17 protein-coding genes are annotated in these 19,939 nt (G+C 69.9%); 6 read left to right on the top strand and 11 right to left on the bottom strand.

Annotation, left to right across the window (positions count from 1 at the left end):
- Positions 1–25: 25 nt before the first annotated feature.
- Both HUA74_RS13065 and HUA74_RS13060 read right to left on the bottom strand, forming a co-directional pair.
- A complete protein-coding gene (locus HUA74_RS13065) occupies positions 26–1,852 on the bottom strand; it encodes a methyl-accepting chemotaxis protein (RefSeq protein ID WP_174454793.1) in 1,827 nt (608 codons plus the stop codon).
- A 147-nt stretch (positions 1,853–1,999) separates the two neighbouring features.
- On the bottom strand, positions 2,000–2,746 hold the full coding sequence (locus tag HUA74_RS13060) for a PP2C family serine/threonine-protein phosphatase (RefSeq protein ID WP_174454792.1): 747 nt from the start codon (positions 2,744–2,746) through the stop codon (positions 2,000–2,002).
- Positions 2,747–3,081: 335 nt separating this feature from the next.
- On the opposite strand from HUA74_RS13060, the gene HUA74_RS13055 reads away from it, so the two are divergent.
- Positions 3,082–4,239 carry a hypothetical protein gene (locus tag HUA74_RS13055; protein WP_174454791.1) on the top strand — a complete coding sequence of 386 codons (1,158 nt, stop codon included), beginning with the start codon at positions 3,082–3,084 and terminating at the stop codon, positions 4,237–4,239.
- 70 nt (positions 4,240–4,309) lie between these two features.
- Here HUA74_RS13055 and HUA74_RS13050 read toward each other — a convergent pair whose 3' ends face one another.
- From HUA74_RS13050 to HUA74_RS13040, 3 genes are all read right to left on the bottom strand, one after another.
- Positions 4,310–5,608 (bottom strand): choice-of-anchor X domain-containing protein, encoded by a 1,299-nt coding sequence (locus HUA74_RS13050; protein WP_174454790.1) that lies wholly within the window; start codon positions 5,606–5,608, stop codon positions 4,310–4,312.
- A gap of 21 nt (positions 5,609–5,629) precedes the next feature.
- Complete coding sequence (locus HUA74_RS13045) at positions 5,630–6,514, bottom strand: hypothetical protein (protein ID WP_174454789.1); 885 nt, start codon at positions 6,512–6,514, stop codon at positions 5,630–5,632.
- 194 nt (positions 6,515–6,708) lie between these two features.
- Positions 6,709–7,827 (bottom strand): aminotransferase class I/II-fold pyridoxal phosphate-dependent enzyme, encoded by a 1,119-nt coding sequence (locus tag HUA74_RS13040; protein ID WP_174454788.1) that lies wholly within the window; start codon positions 7,825–7,827, stop codon positions 6,709–6,711.
- A 165-nt stretch (positions 7,828–7,992) separates the two neighbouring features.
- Between HUA74_RS13040 and HUA74_RS13035 the strand changes: the two genes are divergently transcribed.
- Together HUA74_RS13035 and HUA74_RS13030 are read left to right on the top strand one after the other, a co-directional pair.
- Entirely contained in the window at positions 7,993–8,469 is a 477-nt protein-coding gene (locus HUA74_RS13035; RefSeq protein ID WP_174454787.1) for a peroxiredoxin, read from the top strand.
- A 21-nt stretch (positions 8,470–8,490) separates the two neighbouring features.
- Positions 8,491–9,540: an SDR family oxidoreductase gene (locus tag HUA74_RS13030; RefSeq protein ID WP_141646501.1), complete on the top strand. Its 1,050-nt coding sequence runs from the start codon at positions 8,491–8,493 to the stop codon at positions 9,538–9,540.
- A 9-nt stretch (positions 9,541–9,549) separates the two neighbouring features.
- Here the strand turns inward: HUA74_RS13030 and HUA74_RS13025 are convergent, their stop codons facing one another.
- On the bottom strand, positions 9,550–10,659 hold the full coding sequence (locus HUA74_RS13025) for an MJ1255/VC2487 family glycosyltransferase (protein WP_174454786.1): 1,110 nt from the start codon (positions 10,657–10,659) through the stop codon (positions 9,550–9,552).
- 63 nt (positions 10,660–10,722) lie between these two features.
- On the opposite strand from HUA74_RS13025, the gene HUA74_RS13020 reads away from it, so the two are divergent.
- Both HUA74_RS13020 and HUA74_RS13015 read left to right on the top strand, forming a co-directional pair.
- Positions 10,723–11,016 carry a hypothetical protein gene (locus tag HUA74_RS13020; protein ID WP_174454785.1) on the top strand — a complete coding sequence of 98 codons (294 nt, stop codon included), beginning with the start codon at positions 10,723–10,725 and terminating at the stop codon, positions 11,014–11,016.
- A 149-nt stretch (positions 11,017–11,165) separates the two neighbouring features.
- On the top strand, positions 11,166–12,071 hold the full coding sequence (locus HUA74_RS13015) for a LysR family transcriptional regulator (RefSeq protein ID WP_141648466.1): 906 nt from the start codon (positions 11,166–11,168) through the stop codon (positions 12,069–12,071).
- 3 nt (positions 12,072–12,074) lie between these two features.
- On the opposite strand, the gene rsmB is transcribed toward HUA74_RS13015, so the two are convergent.
- The 4 genes from rsmB to HUA74_RS12995 are packed head-to-tail and all read right to left on the bottom strand — an operon-like array spanning position 12,075 to position 15,939.
- Positions 12,075–13,391: a 16S rRNA (cytosine(967)-C(5))-methyltransferase RsmB gene (gene rsmB / locus HUA74_RS13010; protein WP_141648465.1), complete on the bottom strand. Its 1,317-nt coding sequence runs from the start codon at positions 13,389–13,391 to the stop codon at positions 12,075–12,077.
- Positions 13,388–14,350 (bottom strand): type II 3-dehydroquinate dehydratase, encoded by a 963-nt coding sequence (locus tag HUA74_RS13005; RefSeq protein ID WP_254625032.1) that lies wholly within the window; start codon positions 14,348–14,350, stop codon positions 13,388–13,390. Before HUA74_RS13005 ends, rsmB begins: the two co-directional genes overlap by 4 nt.
- A 43-nt stretch (positions 14,351–14,393) precedes the next feature.
- Complete coding sequence (fmt, locus tag HUA74_RS13000; protein ID WP_174454784.1) at positions 14,394–15,329, bottom strand: methionyl-tRNA formyltransferase; 936 nt, start codon at positions 15,327–15,329, stop codon at positions 14,394–14,396.
- Positions 15,330–15,357: 28 nt separating this feature from the next.
- Complete coding sequence (locus HUA74_RS12995) at positions 15,358–15,939, bottom strand: signal protein (protein ID WP_141648463.1); 582 nt, start codon at positions 15,937–15,939, stop codon at positions 15,358–15,360.
- A gap of 251 nt (positions 15,940–16,190) precedes the next feature.
- Here HUA74_RS12995 and HUA74_RS12990 point away from each other — a divergent pair, with 251 nt between their 5' ends.
- Positions 16,191–17,639, top strand: coding sequence for a HEAT repeat domain-containing protein (locus HUA74_RS12990; RefSeq protein ID WP_305794685.1), 1,449 nt, complete (start codon positions 16,191–16,193; stop codon positions 17,637–17,639).
- Positions 17,640–17,811: 172 nt separating this feature from the next.
- On the opposite strand, the gene HUA74_RS12985 is transcribed toward HUA74_RS12990, so the two are convergent.
- On the bottom strand, positions 17,812–19,932 hold the full coding sequence (locus tag HUA74_RS12985) for an FUSC family protein (RefSeq protein ID WP_174454782.1): 2,121 nt from the start codon (positions 19,930–19,932) through the stop codon (positions 17,812–17,814).
- Positions 19,933–19,939 lie beyond the last annotated feature (7 nt).

Raw genomic sequence — 19,939 nt, 5'->3', positions numbered from 1 at the left:
AGCGCGCCTCGACGGACGTGAAACCTCAGAGCTGGTAGCGGCCGACGATGGCGCTCAGCTCGCCCGAAGCGGCGGAGAGCTGGATGGCGGCCTGTTCACTGGCCGCCATGCGGTCGACAATCTGGTCCGCCACGTCCGCCATGGAGCTGAGCGCGGCGAACAGCTCCGCGATGCCCGCGTCCTGCTGGCGCACGGCATCGGAGATGCTCCGCACCGTCTGGCCGTTGCTCTGGATGATGCCGGCCAGCGAGCGCAGGCTCTCACCCGCCGCCTGCACCTGCTCCAGCCCTCCCTCCACTTCGCGCGCCCCACCCTCACTGATGCGCACGGCTTCGGAGATGGCCCGGCCGATGTCGCCCAGGATGCCCTGCACGCGCGTCGTCGCTCCCGCGGACTGGTCCGCCAGTGAGCGCATCTGCCGCGCCACCACGGAAAAGGCCCGCCCCTGGTCTCCACTGCGCGCCGCCTCGATGGAGGCGTTCAATGCCAGCACGTTGGACTGGTCCGCCAGGTCCTTCACCGTGCGGGTGATGTCGCCCACCAGTCGCGTGCGCTGATGCAACACGGTGATGGTGCGGCCAATCTGCTCGACGTGCGAGCGGATGTGCGTGAGTCCCCCCACGCTGCCAGACACCGCCGCCTCGCCGGCCTGACCGAAGCCGCTCGCCTTCTCCGCCTCGCGCTGGATGGTCTCCACGCGCCTGGCCGCAGCCCGGGAGGACTCCTGGAGCTGCTGCGCCGCCATCTGCGTCTCGTGCAGCGCCACCGCCTGCTGGGACACCGCCTCGTTCTGTATCGACGCGGAATCGGTGAGCTGCGCGGCGGCGGACTCGAGCTGCTCGGCCGAGCCCTTCAGCGCCATCAGCAGCGAACGCAGCTGCACCATCATCTCCGCGAACGACGCGGCCAGCCGGCCAATCTCGTCCCGCGAGTGAACCTCCAGCGTGCCCCGGAAGTCGCCCTCCGCCACCACCCGCGCCGCCGCCGCCGTCAGCTCCCGCAGGGGGCTCGTCATCCGTCGCACGAGCAGGAAAATCACACCGCCCGCCGCCAGCGCCGTGAACAGCCCCAACCCGACGATGAGCAGCACCGCCGTGCCGAAACGCGACGCCTCCGTCTTCTCGTCCCGCGCGAGCACCAGCTCCAACCCCTGCCCCACCGGCAGGCGCGCCACGCGGAACGACGAGTCCTCCACGTCCACGCGCCCCTCTTCCACGTCCGCGTCCACCGCCGCCAGCAAGGCCTCCGGGGCCACGACGTCCACGGACCGGGCCACCAACCTCGGGCCCACGCGCAGCAGCAGCTCCACACCCCGCTGATTCCTCAAGTCCTTCAGCGGCGCATCGTCGAACCGACTCCCCAACACGAGGTGCCCCACCGCGCGTCCGTCCACCTCCACCGGCCGGGACACCGTCCAGTAGGCCGCCTCGCCCACGAAGAGCACCCCAGGCGCACCGCTCCGCACCAGTTGCGCGAGCGCGGGCAGCGGCTCCCGGTACGAACCCGCGAGCAGCCCGCCCTCCGGCGTGGTGATGAGCAACAGCTCCACCGACACCAGGGCCTTCTGCTCCTCGGAGAACGTCTGGAGCGCCTTCGCGTCCACCGTCGCGCCGGAGAGCAGCGCGCGAAGCTGGGCATTCGCCGCGGCGCTGCGCAGCAGGACCTTCAGCGTCCGAGCCTCCTGGGCCACCAACCGGCTCCAGGCGGACTCGTCATGGGTAAGCGCCTGGGCCAGCTCCGTGTCCATCCGGGAGCGCAGCACGACGCCCGTGAACGTCACGCAGAGCGCGGTGAGGGCCAGGATGACCAGGGTGATGGCGATGGTCAGACGAGCGGCGAGGCTGTGCGTCATGCGCTGCGGTGTCGGACGTGAGGGGAAATGACCAGGGTGGGGGAACCCCAGAAGCCACACCCTACCCCAAGCTTCCAGGCTTGAGCAGTAAGGCGTGGATGACCCGGCGCCCTCCGGCTGACCCTCCCACCTCCACTGACCTGCGCCTCAAGCGTCGGCGACGCGCAACACCACGGCGGTGATGTTGTCCTTGCCTCCGGCCTCGAAGGCATCCGCCACCAACGCATCGCAGACCTCACGCGCGGAGGACAGCGACAGGCGCCGCGCCAGCCCGTCCATCCCCAGCGGCTCGTAGAGGCCGTCCGAACACAACAGGAAGACGTCCCCAGGCTCCGCGTGAAGTCGCTGCAGCGTGGGCTCCGCGTTGTCCGTCCCGAGCGCACGGGTGATGAGGTGCCGCCAGTTGGACGCTCCCCCCGGAGGCTCCATGCCCACGTCCTTCAGCTCCTCGATGAACGAGTGGTCCCGGGTCAGCGACTCCAACCTGCCGCCCCGCAGCCGGTACAGCCGGCTGTCCCCTACATGGGCCACCGCCGCGCCCTCCTGCCCCAACGCCAGCGCCACCACCGTGGAGGCCATCTCGCTCAGCCGGCCCACGCGCTGGGCCTGGAGGTTTCGCTGGGCCAGCTGCGAGCACGCCGCCAGCAGGTTCTCCTCGCGCGTGCGGCGGGGGTCGGCGACTTCCGGCCACACCGCCTCCCGCTCGCGCTCCCATCGATGCCCCAGGCCCGCGAAGGTGTCCACGACACAGCGGCTCGCCACCTCGCCGCCCTCCTGCCCACCCAGCCCATCCGCGACCACGTACAGCCCCAGCTCCGGCAGGACACAGTAGGAGTCCTCGTTGTGGGGCCGGCGACCGATATGGGTCTGTCCCGCGCTTTCGATACGCAGCATGACACCGCCTCCTCGAGCCTCTCCCCAGCAAGCGGGAGGCCAGCGCCCATCCCCAGGCGAGCGCCCACTACGGATACCTCTCTTTTTGCGGTGTCTGGAGCGTGAGTGCCAGCCGACCTCGGCGCCCGCCCCGCACTCGTTCGGTGGCGGACGTTGCAAGCGCCCTGCATCCGGAAACGTTGTCCAGTGGGAGGGGTGGCGACCCCACAGGTGATGGGTGCGGACTCCCCTCTTTCAGGGTGGGTGGGGACCCCACGCGGGGCCCCTGGCAACTTTCACCCGGGGACGACGACAATGACGATGATGTCCGACGTGTGCGCCCCGGGAGGTGTCCGATGACTTCCATCCGCCGTTTGTCCTCGAGCATCCTGTCCTCGCTGCGGCGCACCTCGCTCGACGTGGACACCAGCGTGTCCCCGCTCACCCAGAGCGAGTCCCTGGACCCCGTGTCGAAGATCCGCCGGGGCTACTCCGACGAGAGCGACTTCCAGGCGGACGGCGCGGATGGCGCCGATGCCCTCTTGTCTTCGTTCGACCTGGACGAGGCGGAGGAAACCGGCTCGGCGCGCAACCTGGATCATGCGTCGCTGCGCGTGTTCTCCGGCGAGAGTTCGTTCGAGCCCGCCGCGCCCCGCTACGCGCAGGTGCTTGGCTCCCAGCTGCCTTCCGCGCTGGGTGCGCCGCGTGACACGGGCGGCGCAGTGGGGCGGGCGTCGAGGCGCGGGGGCGCGGACGCGCCGGATGCTTCCGACATCCTCTCGCCCGACGAGGCGGCGTGGGAGCTCCACAACCTGGACACCTCCTCGCCCAGCGTGGATGCGCCGGAGGATCTGCTGTTCATGATGGACCCTCCGGGCTCCTCTGGGCGGGCGGACCCCATGCTGGACCTGAACCTGGACCTGGACTCGTTCGAGGACAGCCCCTCGGCCATCGGCGGCGTGATGCCGGGTGGAAGCGCGGTGGAGGGCCTGTCGGCGGCGCGGTATGCGTCCGGGGAGTTGATGGGGGCGTCCGTGCGGCCCGCGGGACCGGAGGAGTTCCTCGCGGACCTGAGCGACCTGGGCGACCTGGTTCCGGAGGAGGAGTTTGGCCCGGCGGACGCGGCCCTCGCGGGGGTGCTCGGCTCGCTCGCGGCCAACCCCGTCGCGGCCAGTGTCCCCGTGGTCTCCGCGCTCGGAGCGCAGGGTGTGGACGTGGTGGCGGACGCCGTGGAGCTCCAGCCCGACGCACAACCGGCGGAGCCGGCCTCGGTGCTCGGGCAGTTCCTCACGGAGCAGAGCGCGATGGTGGGCGACAGCTTCGAGGAGTCGGTGGCGGTCGCCCCGTCCAACACGGAGCAGGCCTCGGCTCCGGGTGAGACCTTCGCGGAGCAGGCCGCGCCGCAGGCGCAACTGCTGGCGGAGCAGCGGGGCGCGACGTCCATCGAGCCCGAGGTCTCCGCTGTCTCCACGGAGCCCACGCCGGTGGACTCTCACGAGCCGGGCGTCGCCTGAAGGGCGAGCCGTGCCGCTCCACGACGGCCCCAACAGGCGTCACCGTCACGTCGGAGGACCCACCCGCGACTCAGGGACGCTTTTCCTCGCCGAGCGTCGCGTCGAGTTGCCGCTGCGCCTCCTCGACGTCGCGGATGAATTCGTTCCGGTTGCGACTGCGCTCCTCGCTCTGCCACTCATCGGGCGAGAAGGACGTCGCCGGATATTCCTTCGTGGTGTGGACATAGCCACGCATCGTGGTCATCAGCTCGCGGTCCGGGTCCCCCGACTCCTTGAGCAGGAAGCCCTCCACGTCGCGCAACTGCAGGGGGAAGGTCGGCGCCTCGTCGAGGACGAGCTTGCCGAAGACGGTGAGCTTCACCTCCTGCACCCCCTCCTTCAGCTCCTCGTTGAAGGAGACATGCGCGAAGGGCTCGCCGCTCTCGTTGTCGATGCGTCCGGCCACGACATATCGCCCCGCCTTGCGCACGTGGATGCCCAGGTAGAGCAGCAGCGAGCCGTCCGCCAGCGCCTCACGCACCCTGCCCGTGAAGGTCGCCGGCGGAGAAGGCGTGTACAGGATGTCCAGGAACGCCATGCCCTCGGCCTTGTCCGAGCGCACCCGCACGTCCACGCGCAGCGTGCCCGAATACAGCGGGAAGCCCTGCTTCGACGGCTGGAACCGCCCCGTGAAGATGCCGTCGCCCGCGAGCGCGTCACCCGCGGCGCCATCGTCCGTGAAGGCCACGGGCACGGCGGGCACACCCCCCGCGCCTTGCACGTGTTCGGCCTCGTGCGCGGACGCGGACAACACCTGACAGGGCCTGGGCGCGCGCTGCGCGTCCTCACACGAGACGAAGAAGTGCACCGCCTCGTCGCTCACCACGAAGACCCGGTCCTGCTTCAACCGGAGCTGCACGTCCGCGTGCTCGCGACTCAACGGGCGCGTGCGCTCCGGCTCCGCGAGCACCACCTGGTCCGGATGCTCCCGGATGGAGCGGGACTGCGGCGGATAACGCGTCGCGGACACGTAGGACTCCAGCGTCTGCTTCGCCCGCTCCAGCCGAGCCGTCCACAGCTCCCGCCGCTCCAGGCGCTCGCGCTGCTCGGGGCTCAGCACGGAGACCCGCATGTCCTCCGTGCCCGGCGACGAGCGTCGCTCCAACGCCGCGCCGCGCCCGACGAACCCCGACTTCGGCGGGGCTTCTCCAGCCTCGCGATTCTGGCCCTCCGCCAGGACAGGAGGCTCGCTCGGAGCCTCCTCCTCGCCAGCCTCCCGGCTCCAGCTCCACCACCCCAGCCCACCCACGGCCAGGGTCATCACCAGGAAGACCCACCCGAGACGGCGCGGGCGGGAGACAGGAGCAGGAGCAGGGCTGTTGGGCGTCATGGCTGCATCAGGGCGACAGACTCAGTACGCGTACTTCACCACGTCCTCGCGGACCTTGGCGACGATGCCACCCCAGTTGCCGTTGGCGTAGTGGTTGAACGACTCGCCGTCATCGCGCAGGGACACGGTGTGGAAGCTCCACTTCGCGCGGCCGTCGCTCGTGTTCGCGGTGCCGGTGTTCAGCGTGCCGCCACAGAACCAGTCGCCCGGGTTGCACTGCGAGCTGCCGGAGCTGCCCGACACGCCGCCCGTGGAGTGGTACGACACCGCCTCGTCGTCCTGCCCGGGGAGGATGCCCGAGTAGAGCGTGCCCTTCGCACCGGCGAACATGTAGAACCAGACGCTGCGCGTGGTGTTGTGGTTGTACATGGCCCGCGACGTGGTGGTGACCAGGTCACTCACCAGCGGCTCGCTCACCGCCCACTCACCCACGTCCGCCAGCTCGCTGCCGCCGCCAGCGCCGGACGCCACGTTCACCCACTTGATGTTCCAGCCCGTCTGCGTGCTGCCATCCGTGTTGCCACACACGCCGCTCGCGTTGGGCGTCGCGTTCTTCTTGCTCCGCGCCGAGCCGCCATACAGCGACAGCGCATAGCCAATCTGGAGATTGCCCGCGCTGTGCGAGGCGATGTAGCACCAGTTGTTCCCCGTGCAGTAACAGTCCAGCGCGTCACGCACGCGCGCGTTCTGCCCGCCGATGCGCTCCTTGCCGTTCCAATTCACGGCCTTCTTGTTCACGCCCGCCGCGGTACCCGCAGGGCCCCAGTAGCTGAAGTCGCCGTAGTTCCCGGCCTGCGTACCGCCGCCGTTCCGACCGTGAATCCACAGCGTGTAATTGGTGGCGGCAGCCTGCGTGCCAACCAACAGCGTGGCCGCGGCAATCGCCGTACCCATCAGCTTCTTCATCGTGAACGCCTCCGCTCGGGAGTAGGGGGAACAGCTCTCGCCAGGTGGGGGACCCGACGGGGAAGCGCTCACTCTAGAGTCTCAGGGTGTAAAAGGTCGAGAACACGGAAACCAGGAAGCTGACGCAAAACCTGACGCAATGCGTCGCCCTCTGGCGTAAGGCGTCAGCCACTCTGACCCATCGCGTCATCGCCTCACCGGGTGTCGGTGACGAAGCGCTCCAGGCGTGTCAGGGCTTCCGGCAGGCTGGTGCGACCCAACCCCAGACGGAAGTGATTGCCGGGGAAGTCGTAGACGTTACCGGGTAGCAACAGCACGCCTTCTCGTTGCACGAGCGCATCGGTGAACCGGGCCACGTGTTGCTCTCGCAGCAGGCGCGGAAAGGCCACGCTTCCGGCGCGCGGACGCACCCAGTGGAAGGTGTCCGCGTGGCGCGCGAAGAACGCGTCCAGCAGGGCCAGGTTGGAGGCGAGCAACGCGCGGCTTCGCGCCAGCACCCGCTCCTTCGAGCGCAGGGCGATGAGGGCGAGCACCTCGCTGGGGGCGCTGTTGCAGATGGTGGTGTAGTCCTTGTACGCCATGCACCGGCGCAGCACGTCCTCGTCGCGACAGACAAGCCACCCCACGCGCAGCCCCGCCAGCCCGAACGCCTTGGACATGACGCCCAGGCTGAAGGCGCGCGGCGACAGCTCGACGGCGGCGGGCAGCAGGTCCTTCGGGTCATGCTCCAGCAGCCGGTACACCTCGTCGGACAAGAGGTAGATGCCGCGCTCGTCGCACAACGCGCACAGCGCCTGGAAGGTCTTCCGGTCCGGCAGCGCGCCCGTCGGATTGTGGGGGAAGTTCACCACGACGATTCGCGTCTGGGGCTTGAGCGCGCGGCGCAGGGCGTCCACATCCAACGCCCAACCGTCCTCCTCGCGCAGCGGCAGCAGCGTCACGTCCGCGCCGGTGGCGCGCGCCACTTCGTGCAGGGACTGGTAGCCGGGCCAGGTGACGACGGCGTGGTCTCCCGGGCCCAGCAGCACGTTCATCAGGATGAAGACAGCCTCCTGGGCGCCGGCGAAGGTCAGCACCTGTTCGGGCGCCACGCCCTGGTAGAGCGCGGCGATTTCCAGCCGCAGCGCGGGCAGGCCCGGGGCCTCGGTGTAGCCGAGCGTCAGCTCCTCCCAGCGGGCCAGGGCGTCCGGCTCGGCGAGCGCCAACAGCTCCCGCATCTTCCAGCCCTCGATGTCCGAGGAGCACAGGGTGTAGGGCGCGGCGAACTCCCAGCGCGCGAAGTACCGCTCCAGCTTGAAGTCGGGGATGCGCATGAAGCGACTGTCTGCCCTCTTGGCCGCCGTCCGTCCAGCGCCACCCGCCTCGCGCGCCCTCCTCCGGCCAGGCAGTCGACACCCCGGTGCAAGCCCTGGAGGACTCCCCTGGATGCATAGCTTGAGGGGCGACCTTCAGACGCAGGCCCTATCGCGGGAGCCCGAATGCCCACGCCAACGCACGACATCCCCCTCACGCTGCTGGACCCGGATGGAGGGTGGATCAACGCCCCCGTCCATGTCTCGGAGCTCGACGAACTGCCCGTGCTCCTCCACTTCTTCTCCATGGCCTCGGACGCCCACGCCAATGACTTCGCGGCGCTCAAGCGCTTCCTCGCGGAGTTCGGTCCTCGGGGCCTCAAGGTCATCGGCGTGGACGTCACCCACTCCGCCAGGGAGCTGCGCGACACCAACGCGGTGGAGGCGTTCGCGCGCGAGCACGGGCTCGTCTATCCCATCGCCGTGGATGACGGCTCCATGGCCCAGGCGTACGGCGTGAAGCAGACCCCCGCGTGGCTCGTCTTCGACGCGGACCGCCGGCTCCGCCACCACTTCGCCGGCAAGGACGCGGCACGCAAGGTGCGCCCCGTGCTGGACCGCTTCACCCAGTACGACACCTCGGCCGGCGCTCCCGCGCCCTGAGGCCTTCCGGAGGGCTCCCACATGGCTGACTGGCGCAAGGACAGGCAGGCCCCCCGCTTCACCCCGGGCACGCTGGCGGCGGCGGGCATCGGCGCGGCGCTCGGGCTGCGCAAGGCACTGCTGCGCATCCGCTACTCGTTCAACGGGCGCACGGTGCTCATCACCGGCGGCTCGCGCGGCCTGGGCCTGGTGCTCGCGCGCAGGCTGGTGAAGGCAGGGGCGCGCGTGGCCCTGTGCGGCAGGGATGAGGCGTCGCTGGAGCGGGCGCGGGAGGAGCTGGAGCGCGGCGGCGCGCAGGTGCTCGCCCTGCCCTGTGACGTGAGGGACCCGGTGCAGGTGGAGGCCACGGTGAGCGCGGTGCACGAGCGCTGGGGCGCGGTGGACGTGCTCATCAACAACGCGGGCGTCATCCAGGTGGGGCCGCTGGAGTCCATGACGGTGGAGGACTTCCAGGACGCCATGGACACGCACCTGTGGGGCGCGCTGTACACGACGCTGGCGGTGCTGCCGGAGATGAAGCAGCGAGGCGAGGGGCGCATCGTCAACATCGCCTCCGTGGGCGGCAGGCTCAGCGTCCCGCACCTCATGCCCTACTCGGCGAGCAAGTTCGCGCTGGTGGGCCTGTCGGACGGCCTGCGCGCGGAGCTGCGTCAGGACGGCATCTTCGTCACCACCGTGTGCCCGGGGCTGATGCGCACGGGCAGCCCGCGCAACGCGCGCTTCAAGGGCCAGAACGAGGCGGAGTACGCGTGGTTCGCCGTGGGCGACTCGCTGCCCGGGCTGTCGGTGAGCGCCGAGCGCGCCGCGCGACTGATTCTGGATGCCTGCCGCCGGGGCGACGCGGAGCTGCTGGTGGGCCTGGCCGCGAAGCTGGGCGCGGTGGGACGGGTGCTCGCGCCCGAATTGACCGCGGCGCTCCTGGCCTGGACCAACCGGCGGCTGCCCCAGAGCAGCGGCCAGGATTCGCACACCGGCGCGGACAGCGAAACGCCCCTCACCCGCTCCTGGCTCACGGAGCTGTCACGCCGCGCGGCGGAGCGGAACAACGAGATGGACGTCCCGCTCCACTAGACGGGCACCTCAGTCCTGCGCCATCTCCATGGCCCAGTGGCCCCGGTGCTCGTACGCCAGGGCCAGCTGCTCGCGCAGGGCGGCAATCATCTTCGTGTTGCCCTCCTGCTCGTAGCCCTTGAGCGCCTCCTCGCAGCGCGGCACCCGCGAGAGGAACTCCTTGAGCGCGTCCACCGTCAGCGCCTTCACGTACATCCCGTACCCCAGCTTCTCCAGATACAGGGCGTTGATGATCTGCTCGAACTGGCCCTCCAGCGGGATGCTGAGCATGGGCTTCTTCAAGTAGACGGCCTCGCTCATCAGCGTGAAGCCGCCGCTGGCCACCACGCCGCGCGACGTGCGCAAGTCGTCGATGAAGCCCTTCTCGCTGAACGGCCGGTACGTGAGGTTGCCGTCCACCAGGTCCTCGGTGATATCCCGACGCAGGCCGTACACCCGGCAGGGGATGCCCGCCGCCTTGAGGATGTCCGGCAGCGCCGTGTTCGTCGTGGACGTCTGGTACACCAGCAGGTGCTCTCCCGGCTCCGACTTCGCCTCGATGATTTCCGGGCGCAGAATCGACGGGGCCAGCGTGGTGCGCCGCTTGCGCAAGGGCGGATAGAAGAACGTCGTGACGAGGTAGTGGAACGCGCCCGGCAGCTTCGCCTTCACGATGGCGCGCGACGTCTCATAGCTGTCCTCATATCCGGCCAGGAGCGCGGGCTCGTGCTGGCAGCGGTTGATGACCTGCATGTTGTCCACGCTGATGACGGGCAACCGGTGCGTCTTCGCGAACAGGTAGCTGAACGTCTCGAAGTCGCTGACGACGACGTCCGGCTTGAAGTCGTCCACCAGCTCGAAGTACTGGCGCACGTTCTGCGGAAAGCCCTTCACCGCGCCCGTCAGGTTCTGCAACACCGTCTGCCACTTCTTCACGGAGTTGCCTTCGTACGCCAGCGTCAGGCCCCAGATGCCGTGCACGTTCTGGAAGCGCTTGGCCAGGTAGTCCTGGGCCCGGCCGGAGACGACGATGTGGACCTCGTGCTCCTTCGTGAGCGCCTCGAGCAGCACCCGGGAGCGCGTCGCATGGCCCATGCCTTCGCCGACGACACCGTAGAGGATTCGCATGCGCGGAAGCATACGCGCCCCCGCCCGCCACCGTTGAGCCCGCCCTGCCCCCGCGGCTATAGCTACCCACCCACCATGCCCTCCTCCCCACCTCCGCCCCCGAAGCCCTCCCTCCCGCGCGCCGCCGCGCTGGGACTCGCGGGCGGCATGTTCCTGGGAGGACTCGGGCTGCTCGCCGCCGGAGTGAAGGGGGTCTTCGGCACCCTGGACTGCACCCAGCTGTCCGGCCCCGAGTGCGAGCTGCTCCAGCAGGCCGCCCATGAGATGGGCCGCTTCCAGACCCGCTTTGGCGGCGCGCTGGTGGCCCTGGCCGCTGCCCTCTTCGTCCTGCTGCGTCGGCGCCCGCCCACCCCTCCCGACGCGCCCTGAAGCCCTCGGACGGCCACTCGGCGCGAGGCCCTCTTCCGTCCTCCGCCGGGCAACCGGCCTGGCCGAGGGGTTAGAGCATTTGGCGGCGTGACGTAGGCTGACTAATTAATAGTGGCCTGGCCATTAGGTTTGGGAGTAGGGAGCGGCCCATGCAGCTCGAGTCCCTGAAAATGTTCTGTGACGTGGTGGAGACGGGTTCCTTTTCGCGAGCGGCCCAGCTCAACCACGTGACGCAGTCGGCGGTCAGTCAGCAGATTCGCGCGTTGGAGAACCGCTACGAGCAGAAGCTCCTGTCGCGCAGTGCCCGGCAGGTGACGCCGACGCCCGCGGGCGAGCGGCTGTTTCGTGGGTGCAAGGAAATCCTCGCGCGCTTCGCGGAGGTGGAGCAGGAGATTCGCGAGCAGGCCACGGAGGTGGCCGGCACCAGCACCGTGTCCACCATCTACTCGGTGGGCCTGCACGAGCTGAACGCCGTGCAGAAGCAGCTGCTCAAGGCGCACCCCAAGGTGAACATGCGCCTGAACTACCGGCGCAATGACCAGGTCTACGACGACGTGATTCTGGGCGCGGCGGAGATTGGCATCGTCGCCTATCCGCAGCCGCGCGCGGGCGTGGACATCCTCCCGTTCCGCGACGACAAGCTCGCCATCGTCTGCGCCCCCAACCACCCCTTCGCCTCCAAGCAGAAGGTGAGCCTCACGGCGCTGTCCGGCGTGCCCTTCATCGCGTTCGACCGCGAGGCGCCCACGCGCAAGGCGTTGGACCGGCTCTTCCGCGAGAAGAACATCGACATCAACCCGGTGATGGAGATGGACAACGTGGAGACCATCAAGCGGGCGGTGGAGATGGGCCTGGGCGTCGCCATCCTCCCCGTGTCCACCGCGCAGGGCGAGGTGAAGGGCGGCTCGCTGGTGGCCAAGCCCTTCGCGGAAGGCCCCGTGTCGCGCCCCATCGGCCTGCTCATCCGCAAGGGCAAGTACCTGGACCGCGCCTCGGCGGCGGTGTTGGAGGCGTTCAAGGCCGCCGCCAACCTGCCGGTCGCCGAGGACACGTAGTCGCTAGTACATCTTCCGGAGGCGCGCGGCGAAGAACCCGTCGAAGCCCTCCGGACCTGGCAGGGTCCTCAAGTACGCCTGGGTGAGCGGCAACTTGAGGCCCGGCAGCACGGGCGGCTCGGCCGTCCACTCCGGGTGGCTGCGCAGGAACATCTCCACCTGGTCCTGCCCCTCCTGCGGTTCCAGCGTGCACACCGCGTAGACGAGCAGTCCGCCGGCCGGCACCGCCTCCTGGCAGTTCTCCAGGATGCGCCGCTGGAGCGCCGCCAGTCGCGAGACGTCCTCCTCCTTGCGGCGGTAGCGCAGCTCCGGGTGTCTGCGCAGCGTGCCCAGCCCCGAGCACGGCGCATCCACCAACATCGCGTGGAACTCGCCCCAGGCTTCCGGGAAGGGCTCCGAGGCGTCGTGCGCGTAGGCCTTCAGGCGCGACGTCAGGCCCAGGCGCTTCACCTCCGACTCAATCTTGCGCAGCTTGTGGGCGTGCAGGTCCACGGCGACGACGTCGTGCGACTGCGCCTGGTGGCAGGACTTGCCGCCCGGGGCCGCGCACACGTCGAGCACGCGCGCGTTGTCGGGAATGGCGCCGTACACGCCGACGAGCTGGGCGGCCTCGTCCTGCACCTGCCACAGCCCCTCCGAGTAGCCGTACACATCCTCGATGCGGCCCACCGGCGGCAGGATGATGCCCACGGGTGAAATCGTCGCGGCCTTCGCTTCGACGCCCACTTCCTGCAACTGCGTGAGCAGCGCGTCGCGCGTCACCTTGGACGTGTTGGCGCGAATCACCACCGGTGGGGACTGGTTGTCCGCCACCAGCATGGACTCGGCGCGCTCGCGGCCGAACTGGCGCAGCCAGCGCTCCACCAGCCACTGGGGATGACTCTCACGCACCGACAGGTGGTGGGCGACGTCCGTGGGCGAGGGCAGCGGCGGCGCGGGCAGCTCCGCGAGCTTTCGGAGGATGGCGTTGGTGAAGCCCGCGGCGCGGGTGAGTCCCACTTCCTTCAGGGCCTGCACCGTCTCCGCCACGGCGGCGCGCGCGGGCACGCGGGTGTGGAATATCTGGTACGCGCCAATGCGCAGGGCCGCCAGCACGCGGTCCTCCATGGCTTCCAGCTTGCGGTCGGCGAAGCGGGTGATGGCGTAGTCCAGCGCGAGCTGCCGGCGCGTGGTGCCATACGCCAGCTCCGTGGCGAGCCCCGCGTCACGCGGGTCCTTGGGGGGTGACTCCGACAACATCGTGTCGAGCACCACATTGAGATAGGCGTCCGTTGCTCGGACGCGCGCCAACACGAGGATGGCGAGTGCGCGGGGATTCATCCTTCGTCGAGCCGAGTCATCAAGTCCACGAGCTGCTCATCCGAGAGCTTCGTCGAGGGGAGGTGGGACAGCGTGAGGCGCTGGAGACTGTCTTCCAGCAAGTCCCTCTGGCCATGCTCGGCGGGCGAGCCGCCTTGGATGGCCTCGTATCGCGAGCGCGCCCAGGTGGACAGCTCCGAGGCGGTGAGCTTTCCGGAGAGCCGGTCCGAAATCTTCTGGCGCACCAGCACCCGCGTGAGCAGGTCCGTCGTCGACGCCACCGACTTCGACCCGCGTCCCAGCGTCTTGCCGGACTTGGAGGACTCCGCGGCGTCGGACTTCGCGGCGGACGGCTTGCGTCCAATCGACTTGCCAGAACCGGAAGCACCCTGCCCCGACGGGAGCGCCAGCGGCTTCGCGGGGACTCGCACGAGCGCGCCCCCCGTCGTCTCCGAGGCCCCCTTGCGGCCCATCGACTTGCCAGCACCGGAGGGGGCGGACTTCGCCGCCGCCGGGCTTTCGCCCTCCTGCTTGCGGCCCAGGGACTTCTTCGGCTCCGGCTTGCCAGGGGTGAAGACGCCGCTGGCGAAGGTGTCCAGCGCTTCCAGGTAGGGCTCGAAGCCACCGCCGGCGCCGTGCACCTGGAGGACACATGCCTCCCCGACGACGGACTCGCGGGCGGGGGGACGCAGCAGCACCTCGATGGCGGGCAGGCCCACCGCCTCCAGCCCTTCCTTGAGGGCGTACGAGCCGAAGAGGCTCGCGGGGTTGATGAGGATGCCCTCCACCGCCTCGCGCTCGGCGGCGAGCGTGTCCAGCAGCACGCCCTCGTGGTTGGACTGGACGATTTTCAGCGTCAGTCCCAGTTCCCTGGCCCGCGCGCGCAGCGCGGTATCCAGGTCCGACAGCCCGCGCGTGCCATCGCGCACACCCAGCAGGTTCAGGTTCGGCCCATGCAACACCAGCAGTCTCATGCCCATCCGCCTGTACTCGAAAAAGCGCGTCCCGTCCGCGACATATCCCCTAGGTGCCGAACGGCTGGCTGCCCACGGCCAGCTTGTGGCCCATGAGGAACTCCGCCGCCTTCATCACCCGCTTGCCCTCCGGCTGGATGTCCAGCAGCACGAGCGAGCCCTCGCCGCACGCCACCTCCAGCCCCTCCGGCCCCGCCGCCAGCACCGTGCCCGGCGCGCCCTGCCCCTCCGCCACGCGCACGCGGTGAATCTTCACCAGCTTGCCGCCCAGCGTGGTGAACGCCCCCGGCCACGGCGTGAAGGCGCGCAACCGCCGCTCCAGCGCGATGGCGGGACGGTTGAAGTCCAGCTTCCCCTCGTCCTTCTCGATGATGGGCGCCAGCACCATGCCCTCCGAGGGCTGGGGCACGGGCTTCAGCTCACCGCTCAGGTACGCCGGCAGCGACTCGCGCAGCAGCGCTCCCCCGAGCGCCGCGAGCTTCGGGTACATGGTCGCGCTCGTGTCCTCCGGGCCAATGGGCAGCCGCTTCATCGCGAGCATGGGGCCGGTGTCCAGGCCCTCGTCCATCACCATCAGCGTGACGCCCGTCTCGGTGTCGCCGTAGGCAATCGACCACTGAATCGGCGCGGCGCCCCGGAAGCGCGGCAGCAGCGAGCCGTGCACGTTGACGCAGCCCATCCTGGGCAGGTCGAGGATGTCCTTCGGGAGGATGCGACCGTAGGCCGTCACCACGCACACGTCGGCCTCGAAGCGGCGCAGCTCCTCGGCGAACGGGGGCGTGCGCAGCTTGACGGGCTGGAACACGGGCACACCTCGCGCCAGCGCCAGCTCCTTCACGGGCGGCGCCGTCAGCGTGTTGCCCCGGCCCTTGGGCTTGTCCGGCTGGGTGACGACAGCGACGACTTCGCCCAGGTCGAAGCAGGCTTCGAGCGAGGACACGGCGAAGTCGGGCGTGCCCATGAAGATGATGCGGGGTCGGCTCATGGTGTTGCGGTTCTCCTGCGGCGACGCTTCAAGCCACGGACTTGAAGGTGCCCCCGGTGGGATTGTCCACTGCTTGACGTTTGCGCGTGTGCAGCTGGTTCAGCGTCTCCAGCGCCTCGCGGGCCTCGGGGGTGGTGGCCACGGGCTTGAGCGCGGCCAGCGCCACCTCCAGGGCATGCGCCTCGTCGGCCTCGCGCTGGCGGATGCGGTCCACCGCCTCGCTGAACCGGTCGAAGAAGCGCTTCAGCTCATCCTTCTTCCGCAGCGGGCGCAGCCGGGGGTAGCGCCCGGCGGCCAGGGCCGCGACATAGAGACTCATCACATGCACGGGGCCGGCGACCCGGTGGGTGAACAGCAGACCGAACAGGCCCAGCAGCACGCCGAGCCCCGCGGAGCCCAACGCGGTGAGCCATAGAAGCGACGGCCCGCCGTCCACTCCCGCGCTCACGGAGGACACGTGGAGCCGGTAGGCCAGCGCTCCGAACACCCCCAGGCTGCCCGCGCCCATGCCGGCCAGTAGAAGGATGTACTTGAGCTGGAACTCCCGGTCGAGCAGGTACGTCCGGCGGGTGTAGCCCGGGCGCGACGCGTTGTGAATGTCGTCGGACATGTCGTTGACCAGCGTACCCCAGGTGCCGCGGCTGATTTGCTTCCTTCGTGACAGGAGGTTTACGACGGCGGACAGGACAACCCCGCAGACGTCCAGGAGCCTGCATGAGCCGCCCCATCGCAGCGTGGTGTGTTGCCGCAGCAATCCTCTGTCTCACAGGGTGCAAATCGGACCCCAACACGCCCGAGTACTGGGAAGGGACGCTGCAGCAAACGCGGCGCGCTGAAGATCGGGTACGCCTCATCGAGGCGATGCGTTCGAAGACGAAGGTCACTGAAACCTTCCTGCCCATGCTGCACGAAGCGCTGTCGCAGGAGCGCAAGCCGGAGGTGAAGGCGGCGCTGGCCCGGGCGATTGGCGACGTGCATCACGCCTCGTCGGTGGAGCCGCTGTCGGCGGCCATCGACCCGGCGGCGGGAGACATGTCCGCGCAATTGGCCAACAAGGCGATGGTGACGGCGCTGGGTGCCATCGGTGACGTGCGCGCGGTGCCCGCGCTGGTGCCGCTGCTGCGCGCGAAGGACACCTATGCGCGCATCGAAGCCATCCAGGTGCTGGGGACGATGAAGGCGAAGGAGGCGGTGGAGCCGCTCATCGTCCTGGCCACGGACGAGGGCGTGGAGCCCTTCCTCAACAAGAAGGCCATCGAGGCGCTGGGCCACATCGGCGACGGCCGCGCGGCGCCCGCGCTCATCCGGATGCTGACGAAGGAGCGCAAGGGCAAGTCCTTCTACGTGGAGAGCAGCTTCGCGCTGTACCAACTGGGCCAGCCCGCGGCGGACGCGCTGCTGCCTGCGCTGGAGGGGCGTGACTCGGAGCTGCTCGCCTGGGCGAAGACGAACGGCGTCAACCCGGCCAGCTATCCCATGAAGGCGGCGACGGTGCTGGGCGACTTGCGCGAGAAGCGCGCGGTGGAGCCGCTGCTCAAGCTGCTGACGTTCTCGCACTCGGACGTGCAGATTCAGTCGCTGGTGCGGATGCAGGCGGCGGATGCGCTGGGCCGGCTGCGGGCGCCGGAGGCGGTGAAGCCGCTGTCCACGCTGGTGCTGGAGACGGACCCGACGGTGCGTGACGCGTACGTGCGCGCGCTGGTGCGCCTGGGCGGACGCGACGCGCTGCCCGCGCTGGAGAAGGCCGCGGGCACCGGCGACTGGTACTCGCGTGAAATCGCGGTGAAGGGCCTGGCCATGCTCGGCGATGCGCGCGAACTGCCGCTGCTCCAGAAGATCGCCGCTGGGGAGCCGGCGCGCACCGCGGCCGACTGCAAGGCGACGGGCGAGGAAGGCTGCGACGACGCGGCGGCGCTGGGCAAGAAGCGCGCGGACATCGTGACGGGGCACGCGGCGCTGCTGGAGGCGGGGCAGGCCTGTTCGGGCAACGCGGGCTGCTGGGTGCAGCGCATGGACAAGGCGAGCAAGCCGATGCTGGAGCGGGCCGCGCTGGAAGTGGGCCGCACGGGCTCGGGCGAGCACGTGCCCGCGCTCGCCGCGAAGCTGGGAGAGCGCGACACGGAGGTGCGGCTGGCCTTCATCCTCGCGACGGGGTGGCTGCTGGACGGCTCGAAGGACGCGGCGAAGAAGGTGCGTGACACCACGCTGCCGGACCTGCGCAAGCAGCTCCAGGAGGAGCAAGGCGTCACGCAGCTCGCCAGCGTCAACGAGGACCTCCGTCGCCTGCTGATGCGCATCGAGCGCACCTGAGAGGTCATGAGCAGGGCCATCGAGCGGCGCTCTCCGCGATGAGGCGTCGCTCGACGGAGCACACTCGACGCCACACATCACCAGGCGGCGCTCTCCGCGATGAGGCGTCGCTCGACGGAGCCCACTCGACGCCACGCATCACCAAGCGGCGCTCCCCGCAACAGGCGCCGCGCTACGGAGACAACTGGGGCGCCGCGCGCACCGTGGCGTGGTGGAGCACGGTGAGCTGGCGCACCAGTCGGTCCATCTGGGTGCGAGACAGCACATCCGTGCTCTCGTGCGTCGACGCGGTCCGAGGCAACGGGGACGGCGCGCGGCGGTGCTCCACCGCGAGCGCCAGGTCCTCCAACACGCTCCCCGCGTAGCTCGCCACGGGGGACAAGTCCTGCTTCTCGTGCCACTGACGGCTCGCGGCCAGCGCCGTCACGGCGGCGCCGAAGCGGCGCGCATACGCGAGCAGGGCCATCGCTGGCTCCAGTTGCCTCGATGAGCCCTGGTACTCGGTGAGCAGCCGCTGGAACGACGCCTCGGCGGACAGCAACTGCAAGCCCAGCTTGCGCCGTGCCTCGCGCACCTCCGGCTCCGCGTCCGAGCGCGCGGAGGCCACGCTCAACAGATACTCGCGGTCGGCGCGCAGCGCGTTCGCCACCTGCTCCGGGAAGCGAACATGCTCCGGACTGGGCCACAACAGCCGCGCGCCCACGAGCGCGATGGCACCGCCAATCATCGTGTTGGCGATGCGCACCCCCGCCAGCTCCCAGTCGCCCGTCTGGATTTCAGCCAGCAGCACCAGCGCGGGGGCGAGCAACACCTGGAAGAAGGAGAGACTCATCGGCTTCACCGCGATGGCCACGGCGAAGAACACCATGATGGCCCCCAGCAGCACGGCCGGGTCCCTGACCAATGCGACGAGCCCCGCCGCCAGCGCACCACCCAACAACGTCCCCGCCGCGCGCTGCAACCCTCTCTGGAACGTCATCCCCGAATAGGGCTGGAGCACGACGATGACGGTGATGATGACCCAATAGCCATGGTCCAACCCCAGCCCCCGCACGAGCGCGGTGGCGAGCGCGGCTGTGACGCCCAGCCTCAGCGCATGGCGGAAGATGACGGAGTCCGTGCCCAGATTGTCCCGCAGCGGCTCCAGCAAGGGACGGCCCTTCAGCGAGGCGGGATGAGGCCCCATGGGCAGGTCCGACTCGACGGGGCGACCGTCCTCCAGGTGGTTGGCCACCTCCAGCAGGGCCTCGGTGTACTCCCGCAACCGGACCAGCAACGCCTCCGCATGCGAGTACGCCGCGCGAGCCGAGTCGGGCAGACCGCCCTCGGCCACCTGCGCCGCCAGGGCGCGCCGCACGCGCTCGGCATTCCACGTCGAGGGCTCCGACTCCCCCTTCTCCTGCTCCAGGGCGCGAGCGATGTGCCGCAAGTCCCGCGAGTGCTCCGAGAGCGCGCGCTGCACCTCCGCGCGCAGGGCGTGGTAGCGCGACTCGCGAGGCGCCACCTCCAGCGTCTCTGGCAGCGCCACCAGCAACGTGAGCACCGCGTCCGCGCCTTCCAGCAGCACCAGCAGGTGTTCACCCCGGTCGCTCTCCCCTGCTCGCTCGCGACGGGTGGACGCCAGCACGCCTCGGGCCTCCTCCAGCGACTGGCGCACGCGCGACTCCCAGTCGACGACCTCCACCAGATTGGGGGGCGCGGTGGGGCCCTCGAGCGGCCACTTTCCGACCGCCTCCGCGCGGTCCGCCAGGTCGCGATAACAGCGGGCGATGGCGAAGCGCGCGGGGCGATAGGGCCGCAGCGGCCACAGCACCAGCGCCAGCATCATCGCCCACAAGCCCCCCAGGATGAACAATCCGGAGCGGGACAGAGCGGCGGCGAAGTCATGCGCCGGCAGCGCCAGCGACACCACCGTGTAGTTGGCGAGCACCACGCCCATCAACCCGGGGGTGTCTCCATACGAGCGCGCGAAGCCGCAAGCCGTCACCCAGGCGAAGGTGAACAACACGGCGGCCCATGACGGCAGTGGCCAGGCGGAGACGAGTCCCATCACCGCGCCCAACAGCGTCATGGCCCCCATGGTGACCGCCCTGTCGCGATAGGGGCCACCCCGGTCCACGAGCGTGACGAAGAGGCCCGCCATGCCCACCCAGGTCGCGGCGGGCAGGTGCTGCGTCGCGGCGACCACCATGGGCACGCCGACGGCGAGCGCGGCGCGAAGGCCCGCTCCCAACGCGGGACGCGCGGGCTCCAGTCGGACGAACGACTCGACGTGACGCCTGAGCGAGTTCATGGAGCGA

Source organism: Myxococcus sp. CA051A, from assembly GCF_013336705.1.
GTDB lineage: Bacteria > Myxococcota > Myxococcia > Myxococcales > Myxococcaceae > Myxococcus > Myxococcus llanfairpwllgwyngyllgogerychwyrndrobwllllantysiliogogogochensis.
Note: the sequence above shows the minus strand (reverse complement) of the source record. Positions and strands in the feature narration are given on the sequence as shown.